19 protein-coding genes are annotated in these 20,402 nt (G+C 61.2%); 17 read left to right on the forward strand and 2 right to left on the reverse strand.

Annotated features, from left to right (window positions below):
- Positions 1 to 9: 9 nt before the first annotated feature.
- The 12 genes from DW123_RS04910 (at position 10) to ffh (ending at position 12,847) form a co-directional block, all read left to right on the forward strand.
- Positions 10 to 2,187, forward strand: a complete 2,178-nt coding sequence (locus DW123_RS04910) for an ATP-dependent DNA helicase RecG (protein WP_118273419.1) — start codon at positions 10 to 12, stop codon at positions 2,185 to 2,187.
- Positions 2,184 to 2,840 carry a 16S rRNA (guanine(966)-N(2))-methyltransferase RsmD gene (gene rsmD, locus DW123_RS04915; protein WP_117735039.1) on the forward strand — a complete coding sequence of 219 codons (657 nt, stop codon included), beginning with the start codon at positions 2,184 to 2,186 and terminating at the stop codon, positions 2,838 to 2,840. Before DW123_RS04910 ends, rsmD begins: the two co-directional genes overlap by 4 nt.
- Positions 2,833 to 3,330: a pantetheine-phosphate adenylyltransferase gene (gene coaD / locus DW123_RS04920; RefSeq protein WP_117735040.1), complete on the forward strand. Its 498-nt coding sequence runs from the start codon at positions 2,833 to 2,835 to the stop codon at positions 3,328 to 3,330. Before rsmD ends, coaD begins: the two co-directional genes overlap by 8 nt.
- A gap of 68 nt (positions 3,331 to 3,398) precedes the next feature.
- Entirely contained in the window at positions 3,399 to 3,896 is a 498-nt protein-coding gene (locus tag DW123_RS04925) for an ATPase (RefSeq protein WP_040358176.1), read from the forward strand.
- Positions 3,896 to 4,450: a DUF177 domain-containing protein gene (locus tag DW123_RS04930; RefSeq protein ID WP_117735041.1), complete on the forward strand. Its 555-nt coding sequence runs from the start codon at positions 3,896 to 3,898 to the stop codon at positions 4,448 to 4,450. Before DW123_RS04925 ends, DW123_RS04930 begins: the two co-directional genes overlap by 1 nt.
- 64 nt (positions 4,451 to 4,514) lie before the next feature.
- Complete coding sequence (gene rpmF, locus DW123_RS04935) at positions 4,515 to 4,694, forward strand: 50S ribosomal protein L32 (RefSeq protein ID WP_022094017.1); 180 nt, start codon at positions 4,515 to 4,517, stop codon at positions 4,692 to 4,694.
- A gap of 87 nt (positions 4,695 to 4,781) precedes the next feature.
- Positions 4,782 to 5,801 carry a phosphate acyltransferase PlsX gene (gene plsX, locus DW123_RS04940; RefSeq protein ID WP_118273420.1) on the forward strand — a complete coding sequence of 340 codons (1,020 nt, stop codon included), beginning with the start codon at positions 4,782 to 4,784 and terminating at the stop codon, positions 5,799 to 5,801.
- A gap of 124 nt (positions 5,802 to 5,925) precedes the next feature.
- Entirely contained in the window at positions 5,926 to 6,168 is a 243-nt protein-coding gene (locus DW123_RS04945) for an acyl carrier protein (protein WP_055309519.1), read from the forward strand.
- Between the two features lie 3 nt (positions 6,169 to 6,171).
- Entirely contained in the window at positions 6,172 to 6,897 is a 726-nt protein-coding gene (gene rnc, locus DW123_RS04950) for a ribonuclease III (RefSeq protein WP_117742819.1), read from the forward strand.
- Positions 6,898 to 6,907: 10 nt separating this feature from the next.
- On the forward strand, positions 6,908 to 10,444 hold the full coding sequence (gene smc / locus DW123_RS04955; RefSeq protein WP_118273421.1) for a chromosome segregation protein SMC: 3,537 nt from the start codon (positions 6,908 to 6,910) through the stop codon (positions 10,442 to 10,444).
- Complete coding sequence (gene ftsY, locus DW123_RS04960; protein WP_118273422.1) at positions 10,444 to 11,361, forward strand: signal recognition particle-docking protein FtsY; 918 nt, start codon at positions 10,444 to 10,446, stop codon at positions 11,359 to 11,361. The genes smc and ftsY overlap by 1 nt, the downstream gene beginning before the upstream one ends.
- Positions 11,362 to 11,371: 10 nt before the next feature.
- Positions 11,372 to 12,847 (forward strand): signal recognition particle protein, encoded by a 1,476-nt coding sequence (ffh, locus tag DW123_RS04965; RefSeq protein WP_117794255.1) that lies wholly within the window; start codon positions 11,372 to 11,374, stop codon positions 12,845 to 12,847.
- A gap of 115 nt (positions 12,848 to 12,962) precedes the next feature.
- Here ffh and DW123_RS04970 read toward each other — a convergent pair whose 3' ends face one another.
- Positions 12,963 to 13,727 (reverse strand): NifB/NifX family molybdenum-iron cluster-binding protein, encoded by a 765-nt coding sequence (locus tag DW123_RS04970; protein ID WP_118273423.1) that lies wholly within the window; start codon positions 13,725 to 13,727, stop codon positions 12,963 to 12,965.
- Positions 13,728 to 13,936: 209 nt separating this feature from the next.
- Here DW123_RS04970 and thyA point away from each other — a divergent pair, with 209 nt between their 5' ends.
- The 4 genes from thyA (at position 13,937) to DW123_RS04990 (ending at position 17,812) form a co-directional block, all read left to right on the forward strand.
- Positions 13,937 to 14,785 (forward strand): thymidylate synthase, encoded by an 849-nt coding sequence (gene thyA / locus DW123_RS04975; RefSeq protein ID WP_117735047.1) that lies wholly within the window; start codon positions 13,937 to 13,939, stop codon positions 14,783 to 14,785.
- Positions 14,786 to 14,794: 9 nt separating this feature from the next.
- Positions 14,795 to 15,313: a dihydrofolate reductase gene (locus DW123_RS04980; RefSeq protein ID WP_117794257.1), complete on the forward strand. Its 519-nt coding sequence runs from the start codon at positions 14,795 to 14,797 to the stop codon at positions 15,311 to 15,313.
- A 109-nt stretch (positions 15,314 to 15,422) separates the two neighbouring features.
- Entirely contained in the window at positions 15,423 to 16,337 is a 915-nt protein-coding gene (locus tag DW123_RS04985; protein WP_118273424.1) for an RNA methyltransferase, read from the forward strand.
- A gap of 125 nt (positions 16,338 to 16,462) precedes the next feature.
- Entirely contained in the window at positions 16,463 to 17,812 is a 1,350-nt protein-coding gene (locus tag DW123_RS04990) for an MATE family efflux transporter (protein ID WP_199570187.1), read from the forward strand.
- A gap of 85 nt (positions 17,813 to 17,897) precedes the next feature.
- On the opposite strand, the gene DW123_RS04995 is transcribed toward DW123_RS04990, so the two are convergent.
- Complete coding sequence (locus tag DW123_RS04995; RefSeq protein WP_118273426.1) at positions 17,898 to 18,383, reverse strand: cob(I)yrinic acid a,c-diamide adenosyltransferase; 486 nt, start codon at positions 18,381 to 18,383, stop codon at positions 17,898 to 17,900.
- Positions 18,384 to 18,474: 91 nt separating this feature from the next.
- On the opposite strand from DW123_RS04995, the gene ftsH reads away from it, so the two are divergent.
- A complete protein-coding gene (gene ftsH / locus DW123_RS05000; protein ID WP_172544932.1) occupies positions 18,475 to 20,367 on the forward strand; it encodes an ATP-dependent zinc metalloprotease FtsH in 1,893 nt (630 codons plus the stop codon).
- The last annotated feature ends 35 nt before the right edge of the window (positions 20,368 to 20,402 follow it).

A 20,402-nucleotide genomic window follows, 5' to 3' on the forward strand; every position in this document is an offset into this window, starting at 1 on the left:
CAACTGCCCATGTCCGAGCTGTGCTCCGTGCCGCGCGTCTCGGAGCGCTTTGCCCAGAGCAATGCGCTCGACGAGGATATCGCGCGACTCAAATATGTTTCGGGTAAACGTGAGGAGGCCCTTCGCCGTCTGGGAATTCGGACGGTGGGGGACCTCCTTCTCCATATCCCTCATCGATACCTCGACTTTACCCGCTCGTGGTCCATCGAGATGGCGCCCATCGGTATCGTGTGCACCATCATCGCCACGGTTGACCGTATCGTCCAAAAGCAGCCGCGTCCGCGCATGCAGGTGACCGAGGTCTCGCTCGTTGACGAGACGGGCGTGCTGCAGGTCGCCTTTTTCCGCCAGCCCTGGATTGCCCAGCAGCTTAAGCAGGGCGACCGCCTGGCCGTGATGGGCAAGGTCGAGTTTGCCTATGGTTTTAAGCAGATGGCCTCTCCGCATTTCGAAAAGCTCGAGGACGGGCGTGCCGCGGGCACGATCCTGCCGGTCCATTATGTGAGCGATGGGGTGAGCCAGGCATGGATGCGCCGCATTGTAAGCGGCGCGCTCGAGGTTGTCGGCAATCCCTTTGATCCCATTCCGGCACCGCTGCGCGCAAAGCGGAAGCTCATGAGCAATGCCCGTGCTTTGCACTCGATCCACTTTCCCTCGAGCATGGCTGAGCGCGATATCGCGCGCGCACGGCTTGCCTACGAGGAGTGCCTCTACCTGCAGCTGGCGCTGCGCCTGCGCAACGACGGCGGCCTGGTCGATGTGGTGCCCTATGCCCATACCGCGGGCGATCACCTGGCCGCGCTCAAGCAGGCCTTGCCGTTTTCGCTGAGCGACGAGCAGGAAGCCGCGTTCCAGGATATCCTGCGCGATATGTGCGATGGCGGGCGCGTGATGAACCGCCTGCTGCTGGGTGATGTCGGTACCGGTAAGACCGCCGTCGCCGCCTGCGCACTGGCTGTCGCGGCCGATTCGGGCACCCAGGCCTGCGTTATGGCGCCCACGGGCGTGCTGGCGCGCCAATATGCCGATAAGACTGGCCCTCTGCTCTCGCAGGCCGGCATGTCCTGGGCGCTTCTGACGGGTGCTACGCCGACCGCAGAGCGCGAGCGCATCCATGCACAGCTGGAATCGGGCGAGCTTGACGTGCTCTTTGGCACCCACGCGGTGCTTTCGGATGACGTTGCGTTCAAGCACCTGTCGCTCGTGGTCATCGATGAGCAGCACCGGTTTGGCGTCGGCCAACGCAACGCCCTGCGCGCGAAGGGCCCCGGTGCCGATCTGCTCGTAATGACGGCAACGCCCATCCCGCGTACGCTGGCGCTTTCGGTCTACGGCGATCTGGACACGAGCATCATCCGCCATCGGCCCGTCCCTGGCGCTGGCGTGACGACACGCGTGCTGACCGAGTCGAGCCGTGACCTCGCCTATGGCGCCATCCGTGAGGCGCACGAAAAGGGCCAGCAGGCTTACGTGATCTGCCCGCTCGTGGAGCCGAGTGACTCGGCCGATGAGCTGGAGGACGTGCCCGGTATCGCCCGCGACGACGAGGGCCGCGTGACGGTCCCCGTGCCGCTGCACGATACGGCAACCGAGCTCGACCGACTGCGTCTTGCGTTGCCTGGGCTTACCGTCGAGCGCCTTCACGGCCGCATGCCGGCGGGGGAGAAGGATCGGGTCATCGATGCCTTCAAGCGTGGCGAGATCAACGTGCTCGTCTCGACTACGGTGGTCGAGGTGGGCGTCGACGTGCCCAATGCCACCGTCATGGTCATCGAGAACGGCGAGCGCTTTGGTTTGGCTGCCCTGCACCAGCTGCGCGGTCGCGTGGGCCGTGGCAGCGTGTCGGGCACGTGCCTGGTCATGACGCACTCCAAGGGCAACGGCGGCGCGTCGGCAGCACAAGATCGCCTACAATCGCTCGAGAAGACCTCGGATGGCTTTACGCTCGCCCAGATGGACCTGCGTCTGCGCCACGAGGGCGAGATCCTGGGGTACCGCCAACATGGCGGTGTGACCCTGCGCTTTGTCGACCTGGATGCCGACGAGGAGCTGATTGAGTGGGCACATTTGGACGCGGTCGAGCTCTTGCGGTATGCTTGCACCCTTGACTCCGTGGCGACGCGCCCCCTGCGCGATGCGGTCGCCATGCGATATCGACACATTTTTAAGGAGGTCAGCGGAGGATGAGAATCATCGGCGGCGAATGGCGCGGTCGTAAGATCGAGGAGCCCCGTGGTCGCGATGTCACCCGCCCCACGACTGATCGCGTACGCGAGGCGTGCGCATCTATGGTCATGTCGGCATTCGACTTCGATTTGGACGAGGTCCGTGTGCTGGACGCCTTTGGCGGCTCCGGTGCCTTAGGGTTAGAGATGCTCTCTCGTGGGGCCCGCTCGCTCACGACGTTTGAGATCGATCGCAACGCCGCGCGGCTCATTACCAAGAATATCGAGTCGCTCTGCTGTGACCGTGCGCGTTGGCGCGTGGTAGCGGGCGACATGCTGGCGAGTGCCTCGCGCGGTCGTGTGCCGGGCGGCCCCTTTGATCTGGTCCTGCTCGACCCACCATATGCTTTTGGTGCCGAGCCGGTCGAGGAGCTGCTGCAGAACCTGGCTCAGCAGGGTCTGCTTGCATCTGGCGCTTATGCCCTGTTTGAGCATGCCGCTGCCGATGCGGGCGCGCATCCGGCAGGTTTTGAGACCGTGCGTGAGAAGCGTTATGGCATCACCTCGGTCGATCTGCTTCGTTGGGTCGGCGATGACGATGGTGAGGGTGATAACGCCGGCACCGATGCTGACAACAACGATGCCACGACGTTTCAGGAGGACGCCCATGAGTGACACCATTAACCGCGTCATCGTTCCGGGCACCTTCGACCCCATTACGTTTGGCCATATCGATGTAATCCGCCGCGCCCGCCGCATCTTTCCCAGCGTGATCGTCGCTGTTGCCGAGTCGCAGGGTAAAAACGGTGTGGGCACGACGTTTATGCTCGATGAGCGCGTGGCGCTGGCCCGCGAGGCCCTCGGTGATTTGGACGGCGTTGAGGTACTGCCCTTCACCGGCCTCTTGGTCGACTTTGCACGTGAGCAGGGGGCGGGGGCCGTGGTCAAGGGCCTGCGCGCCATGACCGACTTTGAGTACGAGCTGCAGCAGGCAGATCTCAACTATCGCTTGGATAACGAGCTGGAGTCCATCTTTGTCATGAGTGCGCCGCAGTACGGCTACATCTCGAGCTCGGTCGTTCGCCAGATCGCCTCACTCGGCAGCGATGTATCGACGTTTGTCCCGCCCAACGTGGTCGAAGCGCTCAGACTTCGCTTTTCGTGACGTTTCTTATTGCCTGGTGGCATGTGGTAAACTAGCACGATGATATGTTACCTATGAAAGGAGACCGGATGCCGGGCGAGAATTTTCCTGGCGATAGGATCGTCAGCTTGGTCGATGAGCTCGAAGGGCTGATCGAGGAAGCCAAGCCGCCTTTCGGCAAGAACGCTCAGTTCAAGGTCATCGACGCCGACGTGTTCTTCAACATCCTCGACGAGATCCGCATGAGCTATCCCGAGGAGTGGCAGAAGTCCCGCCGTATCCTTAAGGAGCGCGAGGAGCTTATGGCTTCCGCTGCCGCTCAGGCCGATTCCATCATCGCCGACGCTCAGCAGCAGGCCCTTACCATTGCCGGTGAGCAGGAGATCGTCCGCTTAGCGCAGCAGCAGGCCGACGACATCCGTGATCGTGCCCAGCAGTACGAGCGCGAGACGCGTTATGCTGCCGAGGACTACGCAGAGCAGGTCTTTACGCACCTGGAGGAGAACCTCAAGAGCCTGACCGGCACCGTTACTCGTTGCCGTCAGCAGCTTAACGAGGGTGCCGCCCAACAGAATGGTCAGTGGTAATGGCTGAGTTCCCGAGCGTTACCGTCGATCTATCTGAGCAGCTCGAGTTTCCTGGAGATTCGTATCCGCTGACCGGTAAGGTCGATGTCGCCACCTACACGGTGGGCGAGAAGGAGTACCAGCTACAGGACGGCATCGACTACGACGTTGTCTTTACCAACGCCGGTACCGGTGTCTTGCTCACGGGTATGGTCCGCGCGCACGCCACCGGCGAGTGCGACCGTTGCCTGGAGCCCGCTTCGTTTGATATCGCCGGCGAGATCGAGGAGTTCTACCTCTTTGAGGAGCCCGAGGACCCCGAGGCCTACGAGGACGGCTACGAGCTCCTGGGTGAGGACCGCATCGTCGATCTGGGTGAGCCCATCAATGACGCGGTCGTCATGGACACGCCGTTTGTGGTGCTCTGCAAGCCCGATTGCCACGGTCTGTGCTCCACTTGCGGTTGCAATCTCAACGTCGAGCAATGCGATTGCGCCGCCCAGGCGGAGGCCGAATGGGCCGCTGCCACGGAAAATCCATTTGCAGCATTGAAGAATCTCAAGCTTGACGAGTAAAACTGTGGTAGTATCGCTACTTGCGCGTAATCGCCACACTGGATAGTTCATAAGGAAGGTCACTATGCCCGTACCTAAACAAAAGCAGGGTCGTATCCGCACTCACACCCGTCGTTCCGCCAACATGAAGATCTCGGCTGCGGCTCAGTCCACGTGCCCCCGTTGCGGCGCTGTCAAGCTCCCGCACCACGTGTGCCCCAGCTGCGGTTTCTACAAGGACCGCGAGGTTATCGTTACCGAGTAACGGTATACTCTGGATGCGATGCCGTTCCAAATGGAACCACAATGGCCGGCTCAATGAGTCGGCCATTTTTGTATAAGGAGCATGTATATGAGTAACGTTCGCGTTTGTGTAGACGTTGTGGGCGGAGACGAGAAACCTCAGGTTGTTCTCGATGGTATCGAGGCTGCGCTTGCCGCCGATCCCGATATCGAGGTCTTGGCAGCTGGCCCCGCCGAAATCGTCAATCCCTTTGCAGCTTCCCATGCACGTGTTGAGGCCCTTGAGGCACCCGACGTTATCGCCATGGATGACGATCCCATTCGCGCCGTGATGACCAAACGCAAGTCTTCGATCGTGCTGTCTTGCCGCGCCATCAAGAAGGGCAATGCGGACGCGTTCTTCTCTGCCGGCTCGACCGGTGCCATGACCGCCGCCGCCACCGCCTATGTGACGCCGTTTAGGTATCAGGCCGAAGGCAAGAAGCAGCCGGTGCGCCCCTGTCTGACCAATGCGCTGCCCAATCGCGCCGGCGGTCTGACGGTGCTGTGCGATATGGGCGCCAACCCCGATGTCGAGGTCGATGACATGGTGCGTTTTGCTCAGATGGGTAGCGCCTATGCCCGCGTCGTCCTGGGCATTGAGCATCCCCGCGTGGGCCTGCTTGCTAACGGCACCGAGGACGAGAAGGGCTCCAACTTTACCAAGGCGTGCTTCCCGGCCATGAAAGCCGTCGTTCCCGGCTTTGTTGGTAACTGCGAGGGCACCGATCTTACGTCGGGCAATTTTGACGTCGTGGTCGCCGACGGCATGTCGGGCAACATCGCGCTCAAGGCCACTGAGGGCGCTGCTAAGTTTTTGCTGCAGGAACTCAAGGGCGTCTTTATGTCTTCACTTGGAACCAAGATCGCCGCGCTGCTTATTAAAAAGCAGATGCGCGAGATCAAGGCCAATCTCTCTGGCGACGCCAAGGGCGGCGCGATTCTTTTGGGCCTGCGCGGCGTGGTTCTGATCGGCCACGGCGCCACGTCGGTCGAAGCTGTCAAAAACGGTACGCTCGCGGCGGCCGAAGCTGTGCGCGCCGGGCTGGTCGAGAATGTCGCCAACTCTATGGACGGTATCGTTTTATAAGAGCGAGTTAGAGCGCTGTTATGCGCCTCGGGGCGTGCGTCGTGGGGTAGAATCAGAACCGTGTCTTGGTACCGCCCGGGCGGTACCATTCTTTTGGTATTCATGCACTATGAGAGGAAGCGCTATGGACCGCTCCGAAATCTTCGACAAGATCGCCGAGGTCGCTGCTGACGTTCTGGGCGTCGATGTTGCCGAAATTAGCGATGAGACCACCTTTGACGACCTCGATGCCAACTCGCTCGAGCGCCTGCAGCTGGTTACGGCTATCGAGGACGAGTTCAACCTCGAGATCGATGACGAGACTCTGCTTTCGCTCAACTCTGTCGCCGACGCCGTCGACGCGATCGAAAACGCCAGGGAGGCCTAGGTCTTGGCTTTGTCTGAACGACTTACGCGCGCCCAGGAAATCCTGGGGCATGAGTTCAATAATAAGGTGCTGCTTCGCGCGGCGCTTACGCATCCCTCGGCAGTCGAGGGCCAGCCGGTTTCTGCCAGCTATGAGCGCCTTGAGTTCTTGGGCGATTCCATTTTGGGCGCCGTGGTCGCACGCTCCCTGTTTGAGTCCTATCCGGAGTTTGACGAGGGCAAGCTCACGCGCCTGAAGGTGTCGCTTGTCTCGGGCGCCACGCTGTCCGAGGTTTCTAACGAGCTGGGCATCGACGACATCATCATCTTTGGTGCCTCCGAGACCGGTACGGGTGCGCGCGGCCTGCATTCGGCGCTCGAGAACGTCTACGAGTCGCTCGTGGGCGCGCTGTACCTGGATGCCGGCTGGGATGCGGCGGCGGAGTTCATCCACCGTACGCTTAAGCCGCACCTGGCTTCCGAGCGTGCCGAGCACCCTGCGAACCCCAAGTCGTTCTTGCAGGAGTGCGTGCAAGCCGACGGTCACGAACCCCCGGCGTATAAGCTCGTTGGCTCCGAGGGCCCGGCGCATGCGCCCACCTTTACCGCCGTGGTGTTGATCGATGGTATTCGCCAGGGTCGCGGCTCCGGCTCCTCAAAGAAGGAAGCCGAGGGGGCCGCTGCACTCGAGGCACTTGACCGCATGGGCTACACCACTAACGGCGTGATTCTCAACAAGAAGCCTGTGTAAGCGAGGAACCGTGTATCTCAAGTCCCTCACGCTCAAAGGGTTCAAGTCGTTTGCCGACCGCGCCCATATGACGTTTGAGCCGGGCCTGACCGTCATCGTCGGTCCCAACGGCTCGGGAAAATCGAACATCTCCGACTCCATCCTGTGGGTTCTGGGCGAGCAGAGCGCCAAGCAGCTGCGCGGCCAGGCCATGGAGGATGTCATCTTCTCGGGCTCGTCGGCTCGCAAGCCGGTGGGTGTCGCCGAGGTCACGCTGGTGCTCGATAACTCGGACCATGTGCTACCCGTCGATTTTGACGAGGTCGCCATCACCCGTCGCATGTATCGCTCGGGCGAAAGCGAGTACCTCATCAACTCGAGTCCGTGCCGCCTGATGGACATTCAGGACATCCTGCACGATTCGGGCCTGGGTAAGGATACGCATTCCATCATCAGTCAGGGCAAGCTCGACGCCATTTTGCAGAGCCGCCCCGAGGAGCGCCGTGCCCTCATCGAGGAGGCCGCCGGCATCTCCAAGCACAAGCGCCGCAAGGAGCGTGCGCTCAAAAAGATCAAGTCGATGGACGAGCACCTGACGCGTGCCCGCGACATCAATAAGGAAATCGCCCGTCAACTGCGACCGCTGGAGCGTCAGGTCGATCGCGCGCGCAAGTACAAAGAGCTGTCCTCGCGCGCGAATGAGCTTACGCAGATGCTGGCTGTCGACGAGCTGCGTTCGCTGCAGTCGCAGTGGAACGACTTGGAGAGCCGCTCCAAGGAAGGTGCCGCCGAGCTGGAGCTTGCGCAGTACCGCATGGGCGAAAAGGAGCGCGAGCTCGAGAAGCTCCAGGTTATGCTCGAGGAAAAGGGCCTGTTTGTGGGCGATCTGGGCGAGCAGCGCCGCCATATGCAAGACGTGGTCGGCCGCATTAACTCCGATATGCGCCTGCTCGAGGAAAAGGGCCACAACATGGTGTCGCGCCTGTCCGACATGCGCGGCCAGATTTCGAGCTCCGAGCATCAGCGTCGTCGCGTGGTCGAGGAGCTCGAGGACGCGCGTGCGCAGCTTGAGGAGGTGACCGGTGCGCACATGCAGGCCCAGGAGGACGTTGACGCCGCTGGTCCTGCCGCCGCCGAGCTCCACGAGCGCCGCGTGGCGCTCGACAATCAGCTTTCGCAGCTTACGCGTGAGCAACGCGATGTGCAGCGCGTGGCCGATAACGCCGCGCTCGAGCTCGCTAAGGTGAAGGATTCCTTGAGCAATGCCGAGGTCGAGGACAACATGTACGCCTCGCGCCTGGAGCAGATCGATGAACAGCTCGAGGAGGTCACGGCTTCGCTCGAGAGCCGTCGCGACCGCGCCGAGGAGCTTGAGTGCGCTCTTGACGAAGCGCGCCAGGCTCAGGTCGATGCGCGTGAAGCCACCGAGACGGCACGCGCGGTCCTGAAGGGCCTGCGTGCCCGCGAGAGCGAGGCGCGCGACAAATTATCCGAGGTGCGCTCGGAGCTTGCCAGTCAAAAGAAACTCGATGCCCGCATGGCCGACAGCTCGCCGCTCGTGAGCCGCCTGGTGGGTGCGCTGGGCGACGATGTCTCGGGTCGTCTGGGCGACGTGCTCGAGGCCCCGCGTGAGCTTGAGGGCCTGGTTGAGCAATTGCTCGCCGGCGATATCGATGCGCTGCTGTTCGACGATACGTCCGCGCTTGAGCGTGCCGGTCGTGCGGCCCTGGACCAGAAGAAGGCCTCGGGCGAGGCGCTGCTGGTAGCGCGCGGCGTGAGCGGCACTGCTGCCGCCGAGGGCGCTGCCGGTTCGCGTCTGGTTGATCGCCTTTCCGTGCGTGCCGGTTATGGTCCGATTGTCGAGGCACTGCTCGGCGGCTATTACGTAGTGGACGATCTTTCTGCCGCGCTGTCGGCGCCGGTCGTTGACGGTGTGACCTATGTGACCCCTGATGGTGCCCGCGTTGCCTGCGGCGGCTTGGTGCGTGTGGGGCTCGATGCTGGCGAGGCCTCGGGTGCTCTGGAGCGCAAGCGCCGCATTCGTGAGCTCGATGGCTTGGAGCCCGATCTTGCTGCCGTGTTTGAGCATGTTTCTGATCAGGTCGTTGAGGCCAATGCGGCCGTTGAGGAAGCGCGTGCCGCCGAGGGCGATGCCGCCGGCGAGATTGCCCGCCTTGAGGGCGAGCGCCGCTCCCTGTTGTCCGAGATCGGCCGTCTGGAGCAAAGCGCCGACAATGCCGGGATCGAGCGCGTGCGTATCTCCAAGCGCCGTGAGCAGGCCGCAGAGGCCGTTCGTGCTGCGCGCCCGCGCGTGGACGAGCTCACTCGTTCGCGTGACGAGGCTCGTGCGCATGCGAACGACCTAGGTCTCCAGATTGCCGAGGCTAACGATGAGCTCGACCGTGTGCGCCGCGATGACTCCGAGGCCGCCGGTAAGCTCGCCGATGCCAAGGTGCGTCTGGCCCAGACGAGCGAGCGCCTGCGTTCGCTGAAGGGCCGCGTGCCCGACCTGGAGCATCGTCTTGAGGGCATCGACCGTCGTATCCGCGGAACACGCCAGGCTTCGCGCTCGCTCGAGCTGCTGCGCCTGCGCGTCGACCCCATGTACGAACGCTATTCTGCCCTGTTGGAACGCGCGTCGGATTGGGCAGCGCGCCTGCGTGACCAGGCCTCTCTGGAAGAGGCAGACTCCGCTTCGCTCAAGAAGACCATCGAGGATGCCAAGGCAGAGGTTGCCCGCGCTAAGGAGCGGGTCGATACCGCCACCGCCACGCAGAATGAGTTTAAGGTCGCGCGTGGCAAGCTCGAGGTGCAGGTAGAGGCCGCCATTAAGGCCATTACCGCCGATGGCACCACGGTACTCGAGGAAGCGCTCATGCTTCCCGCGCCCACGGACCGCGATGCCGCCGAGCGCGAGCTCAACCAGCTTGTGCGCCAGATCAACAACCTGGGCCCTGTGAACCAAGTTGCCATGGAGGAGTACGAGCAGCTCAAGCGCCGCGCCGACTACATCGAGGAGCAGCTGGCCGATCTGGAGAGCGCGCGCAAGGCGCTCACCAAGATCACGGTGGCGATCGACCGCAAGATGCGCAAGGCGTTCCTGGTGACGTTTGAGAAGGTCGACGCGAACTTCCGCGAGATCTTCGCCATGCTCTTCCCGGGCGGTCAGGCTCATCTGGAGATGACCGATCCCGAGCATCCGGCCGAGACGGGCATTGAGGTCGTGGCGCAGCCGCGCGGCAAGCGCATCACCAAGATGATGCTCATGTCGGGCGGCGAGAAGAGTCTGACGGCGCTCGCCCTGCTCTTTGCCGTGTACCGCACGCGCACGGTGCCGTTCTATGTGCTGGACGAGGTCGAGGCGGCGCTTGATGACGCCAACCTGTCCAAGCTCATCGGCGCCCTCGATGTGCTGCGTTCCGATACGCAGCTCTTGGTCATTTCGCATCAGCGCCGTACCATGGAGGACGCTGACGTTCTCTATGGCGTCTCGATGCAAGCCGACGGCGTCAGTCGCGTCGTCTCGCAAAAACTCGATCGCGAAACCGGAAAGGTCGTGAATGCATAATGGGATTCTTTGACGCACTCTCGCGCGGACTTGAGCGCAGCCGTGAAGCCCTCAACGAGGTCTTCTACTTTGGCGGCGAGGTCGACGAGGATTTTTGGGAAGACCTGGAGGACACCCTCGTCATGGGTGACATGGGCGCCGAGGTTGCCATCAAGGTCTCCGATGACCTGCGCGATGCCGCGGCCAAGAAGAACCTTAAGACCGCTCCGCAGCTTCGCCGCGCCCTGGCCGAGCAGCTCGAGGGCCATTTTGTGCCTGTTGAGCGCGATCCGTTTTCCGATACTCCAAGCTGCGTGCTGTTTGTGGGCATTAACGGTGCCGGCAAGACCACGACGGTCGGTAAGATCGCGAGCGCCATGGCCGCCCGCGGCAAGAACGTCGTGATCGGTTCGGCCGATACCTTCCGCGCCGCCGCCATCGAGCAGCTCGATGTGTGGGGCCAGCGCGCCGGCGTCCCCGTCATCAAGCGCGACCGCGGCTCCGATCCGGCGAGCGTGTGCTATGACGTGCTCGACGAGGCCGATAAGCGCGGCAGCGACCTGGTGCTGATCGACACCGCCGGTCGTCTGCACACAAGCCCCGAGCTCATGCGAGAGCTTGCCAAGGTGGTCAACGTGACGCGTAAGCGCGCCGCCAATATGGCCGCCGGCCCCATGCCCGTCTCGGTTGTCCTCGTGATTGATGCCGCCACCGGTCAGAACGGTCTGAACCAGGCGCTCGAGTTTAACGAGGCGCTGGGTCTGGACGGTATTATCATGACGAAGCTCGACGGCACGGCAAAGGGCGGTATCGCCATGGCCGTGGCTGAGAAGCTCAAGCTTCCGATCCTGCGCATCGGCGTGGGTGAGCAGGTCGATGACCTGCAGGAGTTCAATGCCAAAGATTTCTGCCGCGCCCTGGTGGGCGAGTCCAATTAAGGAGTGACTAGTGTTTGATTCCCTGAGCGATCGCCTCAATGACACATTTGACCGCCTGCGCGGCAAGGGCAAGCTGACCGAGGCCGATATCACCTCGGCCATGCGCGACATCCGTATGGCTCTGCTCGAGGCCGACGTCAACTTTAAGGTCGTCAAGGAGTTCGTCGCCAAGACCAAGGAGCGCTGCATGACCGCAGAGGTCATGGAGTCGCTGTCGCCGGCGCAAAACGTCGTCAAGATCGTGCTCGACGAGCTCACCGAGATGCTCGGCTCCACCGAGAGCAAGCTCGTCTTTAGCAACCGTATTCCCAACGTCATTATGCTTGTGGGCCTGCAAGGCTCCGGTAAGACCACGGCGGCTGTTAAGCTGGCCTACCTGCTCAAGAAGCAGGGCCGCTCGCCGCTGCTCGCCGCGTGCGACGTCTACCGCCCTGCCGCTGCCGACCAGTTGGCAACGCTTGGCGGCGAGATTGGCGTGCCGGTCTTCCGCGGTGACGGTGCGCATCCGGTCGACATTGCCACGGGCGCCATCCAGGAGGCCGTCGACCACCTGCGCGACGTGGTCATCGTCGATACCGCCGGTCGCCTGCAGATCGATGAGCAGATGATGCAGGAGGCCGTGGACATCAAGAAAGCCGTCAAGCCCGATCAGGTGCTGATGGTCGTCGATGCCATGACCGGCCAGGATATCGTCAACGTGGTCTCGACCTTTGCCGAGCGCACCGACTTTGACGGTGTGATCATCTCCAAGCTCGACGGCGATGCCCGTGGCGGCGGCGCGCTTTCCGTGCGCCAGGTGACCGGCAAGCCCATCAAGTTTGTGAGCATGGGCGAGAAGCCCGATTCGCTGGAGCCGTTCTATCCCGATCGTATGGCCAAGCGTATTTTGGGCATGGGCGACGTCGTCGGCATCATCGAGAAGGCCCAGGAGGCAGCCGATGCCGAGCAGCTCGAGGCTGCCGAGCGCATGCTGCGCGAGGGCTTCACCATGAACGATATGCTCGACCAGATGAAGGCCGTTAAGAAGATGGGCGGCATGAAGGGCATTCTGGGCATGCTTCCCGGTGGCCAGCGCGCGCTCAACCAGATGGGCGGCAACCTGGACGAGGGCATCTTCGATAAGAACGAGGCCATCATCATGTCGATGACCAAGGAGGAGCGCCTGCGTCCCTCCATCATCAACGGTCAGCGCCGTGCCCGCATTGCCAAGGGAGCTGGCGTAACCCCAACCGAGGTCAACAGCCTTATGAAGCAGTGGGGCGAGATGAACAAGATGATGGGCCGCATGCGCACGATGGCCAATCAGGCACAGGCCGGCGGCAAGAAGGGCAAAAAGGGTAAGAAGGGCAAAAAGATGCGCATGCCCAATATTCCCGGCCTGGATGCCATGGGCCTGGGCGGCATGGGCGGCCTGGGAACGGGTGGCCCCAAGTCCGATATGGATCTGCTGCGCCAGATGGAAGCGCAGATGCGTAATAAAAAGTAGCGACTGGCTGAGTCGTGTATGGCGAAGGCCGCCCGGATGGTATTCCAGGCGGCCTTCGTCGTTGGTGCGTTATTTGTTGTGTGAGCAGGCACGTGATGGCATCGATTGCCTGCCGCTAGTGGCAGGCGCAGCCCTCATGGCCCTCGTGCTCGTGATGGCCGTGGCAGCCACAGGACTCGCCATGCTCATGGGAATGCTCGTGGTCATGGCCGTGGCAGCCGCACGTGGCCTCGCCGTTCTGTGCGAGCGTGCCAGCGATAAGGGCTTCGACGCACGCATCGCAGCTGCCCTGGGCTCCCGCATAGACGGTGATGCCGGCTTGAGCAAGCGCGTTGATAGCGCCACCGCCGATGCCGCCGCAGATGAGCGTGTCGACGCCGCCGTTGGCGAGCAGACCCGCCAGCGCGCCATGACCGGTGCCACCGGTGCCCACGACCTGCTCGTCGATCACCTCGCCGTCCTGGATGTCGTAGATCTTGAACTGCTCGCTGCGGCCAAAGTGCATAAAGATGTTGCCGTTGTCGTACGTCGTTGCCACCCTCATAGTGTCAACCTCCTTTGCTGGCCATGCGGCCGTCGTCGTGGTAATGGGGGAGTACGCGATGTTGCCACCTTCGATACTCAGCGCGCGCCCGTTGACCAGCGCGTTTGCCACCTTGCGATGCGCGCGGCTGCCGATGGCCGCCACGGTTGCACGAGCGATGCCCATGTGCTGGGCGACAGCCTCCTGATTGAGGCCTTCCAGGTCGCACAGCCGCAGCACCTCGAGCTCGTCGACCGTCATGTCGATGGCGTCTCCGCTGGCAAGGCCATCGGGGGTAAAACCGCGATATTCGGGAATAATCCCAACACGGCGCAATTTTTTGCGTCTTCCTGCCATATACACTCCAAATCTGACATATGTCAAAAATAGGATAGCGCACCTGCGGACCAGCGCAAGGCATTTTTGGCATATGTCAGAAAAAGGCAAAGCCGTTGCGACTGAGAGTGAGCTGCCGTGCATTGCGTGTGCCGGCCCAAGTGTCCCATCCGATGCTGTGCTCCTGGGCTACAATAAAAATTGCTTATAGGCGACTGACAGGAGGGTCAATGAGCAAAGCTGATCAACAGTTTGTAGCCATGTGCCGCGATATCTTGGACCATGGCACCACCACCGAGGGCCAAAAGGTCCGTCCGGTGTGGGAGGACGGCACCCCTGCCTATACCATTAAAAACTTTGGCGTTACGGCGCGCTACGACCTGCGCGAGGAGTTCCCCGCGCTCACGCTGCGCCGCACGGCGCTTAAGTCTGCCATGGACGAGATCCTGTGGATCTATCAAAAGAAGTCCAATAACGTCCATGACCTCCACAGCCATATTTGGGACGAGTGGGCTGACGAGACCGGCTCCATCGGTAAGGCCTACGGATACCAGATTGGCCAGAAGAGCCATTATGCCGAGGGCGACTTTGACCAGATGGACCGCGTGCTGTACGACCTTAAGCATACGCCGTATAGCCGTCGCATCATGACGAACACCTATGTGTTCAGCGACCTGTCCGAGATGCACCTGTATCCGTGCGCCTACAGCGTGACATATAACGTGACGCAGCGCCCGCAGGATGACAAACCGACGCTCAACATGATTCTCAACCAGCGCAGCCAGGACATTTTGGCCGCGAACAACTGGAACGTGTGCCAGTACGCCATTCTGCTCATGATGGTTGCGCAGTCCGTCGATATGATTCCCGGCGAGCTGCTGCACGTGATTGCCGATGCTCACATTTACGACCGTCATGTCGATATTGTCCGCGAGCTTATCGAGCGTCCGCAGTTTGCGGCGCCTAAGGTTTCGCTCAATCCCGACGTGCACGATTTCTACGCGTTTACGACCGACGACCTGATCGTCGAGGGCTACGAGCACGGCCCGCAGGTCAAGAACATTCCTATTGCGGTGTAGGTGGCGCTTATGACGTGTAAGCTTTCTGTCATCGTCGCCGTGTGTGACGACTGGGGCATTGGCTGCGAGGGCGACATGGTAGTGTCCAATCGCGCCGACATGCGCCATTTTGTTGCGTGCACCAAAGGCTGTCCGGTCATCATGGGACGCAAGACGCTGCTGAGTTTTCCCGGGGGGCGTCCGCTCAAGAACCGCCGCAATATCGTGCTCACGCGCGACGTGGACTTTGCTCCCGAGGACGTCGATGTGGTGCATAGTATTGATGAGGCGCTCGCTGCGGTTGCCGATGAGCCCGTTGCGTGGGTGATTGGTGGCGGCGATGTCTATCGGCAGTTTTTGCCGTATTGCGTCGAGGCCGAGGTCACGCACAACCATTGCGTGCATGTCGTGGATACGTACTTTCCCGATTTGGGAACCGATCCTGCGTGGGAGATTGCGCAGCGTAGCGGGGTCGCAACGATTGCCGCCGGTGAGGGTGACGAGGGCGTCGATTATGAGTTCGTGACGTATCGTCGCATCGAGGCGTAAAACCGATTATCCCTTCGGTATTATCGGGATGAAATGAATGACGGGGCGGCGCATGGCGTTGCCCCGATATTTGTATAGGTGCTGCAAAGAAAGGTGCGGGCTGGCTACTATGACTGATGCCGTTGAGGTGCTGCGAATCGATTCGCTCGAGGACGAGCGGCTCGATGCCTACGTGCGACTGACGGAGCGTGAGCTACGTTGCGTGCTGGAGCCGCAAAAGGGCATCTTTATCGCAGAGAGCGCCAAGGTCATCGAGCGTGCGGTACGCGCCGGCTACGAGCCGGTGAGCTTTCTGTTGGGCGAGCGCTGGCTCGATCAGATGATGCCGCTGTTTGGGCGTCTGGCCGTTCGCGACGGTGAGGGCCCGGTTCCCGTGTTTGTTGCCTCGATGGAGCTCATGGAGCAGCTGACGGGCTTTAATGTGACGCGCGGCGCGCTGGCGGCTTTTCGTCGCCCGCGGCAGATTCCGGTCGATGAGTTTCTCGGCGGCGTCGCTGAGGCGGCAGGGGAGCGTCCGGTGCGCGTGTGCGTGCTTGAGGGCATTGTCGACCATACCAATGTGGGCGCGATTTTCCGCTCGGCCGCCGCGCTCAATGTCGACGGTATTCTGGTGAGCCCTACGTGCTGCGATCCGCTGTATCGTCGCTCGGCTCGTGTGAGCATGGGCACCGTGTTTCAAGTGCCGTGGACGCGTATTGGCAGCGAGGCGCGGGTGTGGCCGCATGATGGCCTGGCGGCGCTGCACAATGCCGGGTTTTCCTGTGCCGCCATGGCGCTGACGGACGACTCCGTTTCGCTGGACGACCCTGCGCTGCGCGAGATTGACCGTCTGGCGATCTTTATGGGCACCGAGGGTGCCGGCCTGGGCGCCAAGACCATTTCCGGCTGCGACCGGGCCGTGCGCATTCCGATGGCGCACGGGGTCGATTCGCTCAACGTGGCCGCGGCGAGTGCCGTCGCCTTTTGGCAGCTATGCCCGCACGTGAGCAATGAGTATCACTACCAGCCGGGTTTGTATCACTAGGCAGTTATTCCGCACCGTGCTCTAATTCGGGGCGTTTCGGTCGCTGCCAGTCGGTGCTAAGCTGGTTTTGGCTTTGGTTTTAAATTGCTGTTTTACTGTTTGACGTATGCGTGTGGGGAGGGCGTGTGGCTAAGAAATCTACGGCTATCGATGTGACGCAAGGTGTCATTTGGCAGCAATTGCTGTCGCTGTGCGTTCCCATCTTTTTTAGTTCGTTTTTTCAGCAGGCCTACACGCTAATCGGCACCTATATCGTCGGTCAGTTTGGCGGCAAGCTCGCGCTGGGTGGCATTCAGGCCACGATGGTGCTTACGGAGCTCTGCATCGGCTTTTGTGTCGGCGTCGGTGCCGGCTGCGCGGTCATTACGGGCCAGTTTTTTGGCCAGCACGATGACGAGCGCCTGAGCCGATCGGTCCATACGGCTATGACGCTCGCGCTGGTGGGCGGTATCGTTTTCTCGATTCTTGGCATAGTGTTCGTTGAGCCCATGCTGGTGCTTATGAACACGCCGCACGAGCTACTTGCCGAGGGCGTTGCCTATGCTCGCTGTTATTTTGCCGCGATGGTTGCGGCGCTGCTGCTTAATATGGGAACCGCACTGCTGCGTGCCGTGGGCGACACGCGCGGGCCTGCCGTGATTATTGCCTCTGGCTGCCTGGTTAACGTGGTGCTGGATATCATCTTTGTCGCTGTGTTGCATATGGAGGCGCTGGGCTGCGGCATCGCAGTGGCTCTGACCATTTGCTCCAATGCAACGATGATCGTGATTCGCATGATGCACGCACCGGGTGCGTGGCGGCTTTCGCTGTCTAAGCTCGGCATCGATCGCGGTATTTGCAAGAGTATGATCTCGTGTGGTCTGCCACTCGGTTTTCAATCGGCTGCCTATTCGATATCGAACGTGCTGATTCAGGTGTCGGTGAATTCGTTTGGCGCCGATGTCACGACTGCTTGGGGTCTATCTGGGCGCCTGGATGGCATTATCTGGATGGTGACCGAGGCGCTCGGCGTGTCGATCACCACGTTCTCGGCGCAGAACTTTGGTGCGCGCAATTACGATCGCATGCGAAAGGGATACCACACGTCGCTCGTGCTGTCGTTTATGCTCATTGGTGGCCTGTCTGCCGTGCTGCTTGTGTTCTCGGGTCCGTTGTCGCGTTTGTTCATCGACGATGCCGCGATTTCGGCCTACACCACGACGATTCTTCATTTCATCGCGCCGTTCTACGCGATCTTCTCGATTATCGAAAACGCGTCGGGCTCCATTCGCGGTGCCGGCGTGAGCTTGCAACCCATGCTGCTCACGATTTTTGGCACCGTCGTGCTCAGGGTGATCTGGGTGTTTGCGATTATGCCGTTCGATCCGTCGCTTGAGCACCTGCTGCTGGTTTACCCCGCAACCTGGCTCATCACGGCCACGATGTTTACTATCTACCACCACAGTGGCAACTGGCTCGGCCGCGCCACTGCCTAATGATCTCTGGGGGACGGAGGAAAACGGACCATTGCTCCCCGTCGTGATGTCGATGATCCGTTTTCCTCCGTCCCCTTCGGATCATTTAGTATTCGATGCCTTGGCGGGCTAGGAGGCCTTCGTCGAAGTAGTGTTTGACTGGGCGCATTTCGGTTACCAGATCGGCAAGGTCGGCGAGGGGCAGCAAGCCTCGGCCGGTCAGTACGAGCTCCGTGGTGTCGGGCTTCATCGGGATCAGCGCTTCGACATCTTTGCGCGTCACAAAGCCCCGCCGCATGGCTTCTCCCAGCTCATCCAAGATCAACACGTCGACCTGGCTAATCTGCTCGCGCGCCAGCTCCATGATTTGTGCGGCACAGGCTTCGGGCGTGTCGCGGTCGGCTTGTACGATGCGCAGACCCAAACGGGACGCCGCATCATGCTCGGCGCAGTGCAGCTTCTTTGCAAACTGCAGCATAAGCACGTTAAGTCCGTAGCCCGTCGCGCGCAAGGCGAGCCCCAACGCAGCCGTTGTCTTGCCCTTGCCGTCGCCCGTATAGATTTGAACCTTGCCGACTTCCAGTGATGCCATCTCTGTCCTTTCGTGCCCGGCGTCGGTTTATCGCCGTCCGGGTTGGGTATTCTAAAAACATTATCAACCCCAGTAGATGGAGTTCAAGCAGATGGAGATGGATGACAACAAACGTAGACGGAATATGATCCTCTACGTGCTCATCGCCTTCGTCGTCTACCTCGTGCTCTCGACCGTTCTGTTCCCTAACATCGGTCACACGCAGCAGATTACGAAGACCGATTACTCGACATTTGTCAAAGCGCTCGATAAGAAGAGTGTCGACAAGGTCGAGTACAACACGGACGATTACTCGATTTATTACACCAAGAAGGGCGAGGACGAGAACATCGCCTACAAGACGACCGGTGTGCCGAATGACGCGGGCTTTACCGATCGCGTGCTTGAATCTGGCGCCTCGCTTGAGTCGGTCGTTCCCGATAAAAACTCGGGTTTGATGACCTACTACCTGCTCACCCTCATTCTTCCCATGGCGATTTTCTTCCTGATTGGCTGGTGGCTCAACCGCCGCATGAAGAAGGCCATGGGCGATGACGGTCCGTCGATGAACTTTGGCGGCGGCGGTTTTGGCGGCGGCGGACTGGGTAAGTCCGGCGCGCGCGTGATCGCCTCCAAGGACGTGGGCGTGACCTTTAAGGACGTCGCCGGCCAGGAAGAGGCCAAGGAGTCCCTCAAGGAGGTCGTCGACTTTCTGGAGAAGCCGCAGCGCTACGAGGAGATCGGCGCTAAGCTGCCGCGCGGCGCTCTTCTTGTTGGCCCTCCGGGTACCGGTAAGACCCTGCTTGCCAAGGCTGTTGCCGGCGAGGCGGGCGTGCCGTTCTTTAGCATTTCGGGCTCTGAGTTCGTTGAGATGTTTGTTGGTCGCGGCGCTGCTAAGGTGCGTGACCTGTTTAAGCAGGCCAAGGAAAAGGCCCCGTGTATCGTCTTTATCGATGAGATCGATACCATCGGTAAGAAGCGCGATGGCGGCGGCTTTAGCGGCAACGACGAGCGCGAGCAGACGCTCAACCAGCTGCTGACCGAGATGGACGGCTTCGATAACCACAAGGGTATTGTCGTCCTTGCTGCCACCAACCGCCCCGACAGCCTCGATCCGGCCCTGCTGCGCCCCGGCCGTTTTGACCGCCGCATTCCCGTCGAGCTGCCCGACCTGACCGGCCGCAAGAACATCCTCGAGCTCCACGCCAAGAGTGTGAAGACCCAGCCACCGATTGATCTGACCGCGATTGCCCGCGCTACGCCCGGTGCCTCGGGCGCCGACCTGGCCAATATCATCAACGAGGGCGCCCTGCGCGCCGTTCGCGAGGGTCGAAAGCGTGCAACCCAGGACGACTTCGAGGAGTCGGTGGAGGTTGTTATCGCCGGCCAGCAGCGTAAGTCCACGGTGCTTTCCGACCACGAGAAGCAGGTTGTTTCCTACCACGAGATTGGCCATGCCATTGTCGCTGCCCGCCAAAAGGGCTCTGCCCCGGTCACCAAGATCACCATCGTGCCGCGCACGAGCGGTGCTCTTGGCTATACCATGCAGGTCGAGGAGGACGAGCGTTTTCTGACCACGCGCCAGGAGGTGCTCGACAAGCTCGCTGTCTACTGCGGCGGACGTGCTGCCGAGGAGCTCATCTTTGGTGAGATGACGACCGGCGCGGCCAACGATATCGAGCAGGCCACCAAGCTCGCCCGCAACATGGTGACGCGTTTTGGTATGTCCGATGAGTTTGGCATGATGGCGCTCGGTACCGTTCAGAACGCGTACCTCAACCAGGACACGTCGCTCACTTGCGCCCCCGGTACGGCTGAGCGCGTGGACGCGATTGTCGCCAAGCTGATCGAGGATGCGCATGATCGCGCCCTGCAGATCCTCAAGGAGAACAAGTTTAAGCTTCACGAGCTGGCTCGTTATCTGTACAAGAAGGAGACGATTACGGGTGAGGAGTTCATGAACCTCCTCACGCGTGAGAATCCGCTGATGCCAAAGCAGCAGTAAAGCCGCGGCCGAGCCAGTGATCGCCGACGCCCCAT

Origin of the sequence: Collinsella sp. AM10-26 (assembly GCF_003472525.1) — a bacterium.
GTDB lineage: Bacteria > Actinomycetota > Coriobacteriia > Coriobacteriales > Coriobacteriaceae > Collinsella.

What these genes read in the sequence shown, in the direction of transcription:
- DW123_RS04910 (WP_118273419.1), top strand. Translation starts at nt 10, where the DNA reads ATGTCCGAGCTGTGCTCCGTGCCGCGCGTCTCGGAGCGCTTTGCCCAG.
- rsmD (WP_117735039.1), top strand. Translation starts at nt 2,184, where the DNA reads ATGAGAATCATCGGCGGCGAATGGCGCGGTCGTAAGATCGAGGAGCCC.
- coaD (WP_117735040.1), top strand. Translation starts at nt 2,833, where the DNA reads ATGAGTGACACCATTAACCGCGTCATCGTTCCGGGCACCTTCGACCCC.
- DW123_RS04925 (WP_040358176.1), top strand. Translation starts at nt 3,399, where the DNA reads ATGCCGGGCGAGAATTTTCCTGGCGATAGGATCGTCAGCTTGGTCGAT.
- DW123_RS04930 (WP_117735041.1), top strand. Translation starts at nt 3,896, where the DNA reads ATGGCTGAGTTCCCGAGCGTTACCGTCGATCTATCTGAGCAGCTCGAG.
- rpmF (WP_022094017.1), top strand. Translation starts at nt 4,515, where the DNA reads ATGCCCGTACCTAAACAAAAGCAGGGTCGTATCCGCACTCACACCCGT.
- plsX (WP_118273420.1), top strand. Translation starts at nt 4,782, where the DNA reads ATGAGTAACGTTCGCGTTTGTGTAGACGTTGTGGGCGGAGACGAGAAA.
- DW123_RS04945 (WP_055309519.1), top strand. Translation starts at nt 5,926, where the DNA reads ATGGACCGCTCCGAAATCTTCGACAAGATCGCCGAGGTCGCTGCTGAC.
- ftsY (WP_118273422.1), top strand. Translation starts at nt 10,444, where the DNA reads ATGGGATTCTTTGACGCACTCTCGCGCGGACTTGAGCGCAGCCGTGAA.
- DW123_RS04970 (WP_118273423.1), bottom strand. Translation starts at nt 13,727, where the DNA reads ATGGCAGGAAGACGCAAAAAATTGCGCCGTGTTGGGATTATTCCCGAA.
- thyA (WP_117735047.1), top strand. Translation starts at nt 13,937, where the DNA reads ATGAGCAAAGCTGATCAACAGTTTGTAGCCATGTGCCGCGATATCTTG.
- DW123_RS04980 (WP_117794257.1), top strand. Translation starts at nt 14,795, where the DNA reads ATGACGTGTAAGCTTTCTGTCATCGTCGCCGTGTGTGACGACTGGGGC.
- DW123_RS04985 (WP_118273424.1), top strand. Translation starts at nt 15,423, where the DNA reads ATGACTGATGCCGTTGAGGTGCTGCGAATCGATTCGCTCGAGGACGAG.
- DW123_RS04995 (WP_118273426.1), bottom strand. Translation starts at nt 18,383, where the DNA reads ATGGCATCACTGGAAGTCGGCAAGGTTCAAATCTATACGGGCGACGGC.
- ftsH (WP_172544932.1), top strand. Translation starts at nt 18,475, where the DNA reads ATGGAGATGGATGACAACAAACGTAGACGGAATATGATCCTCTACGTG.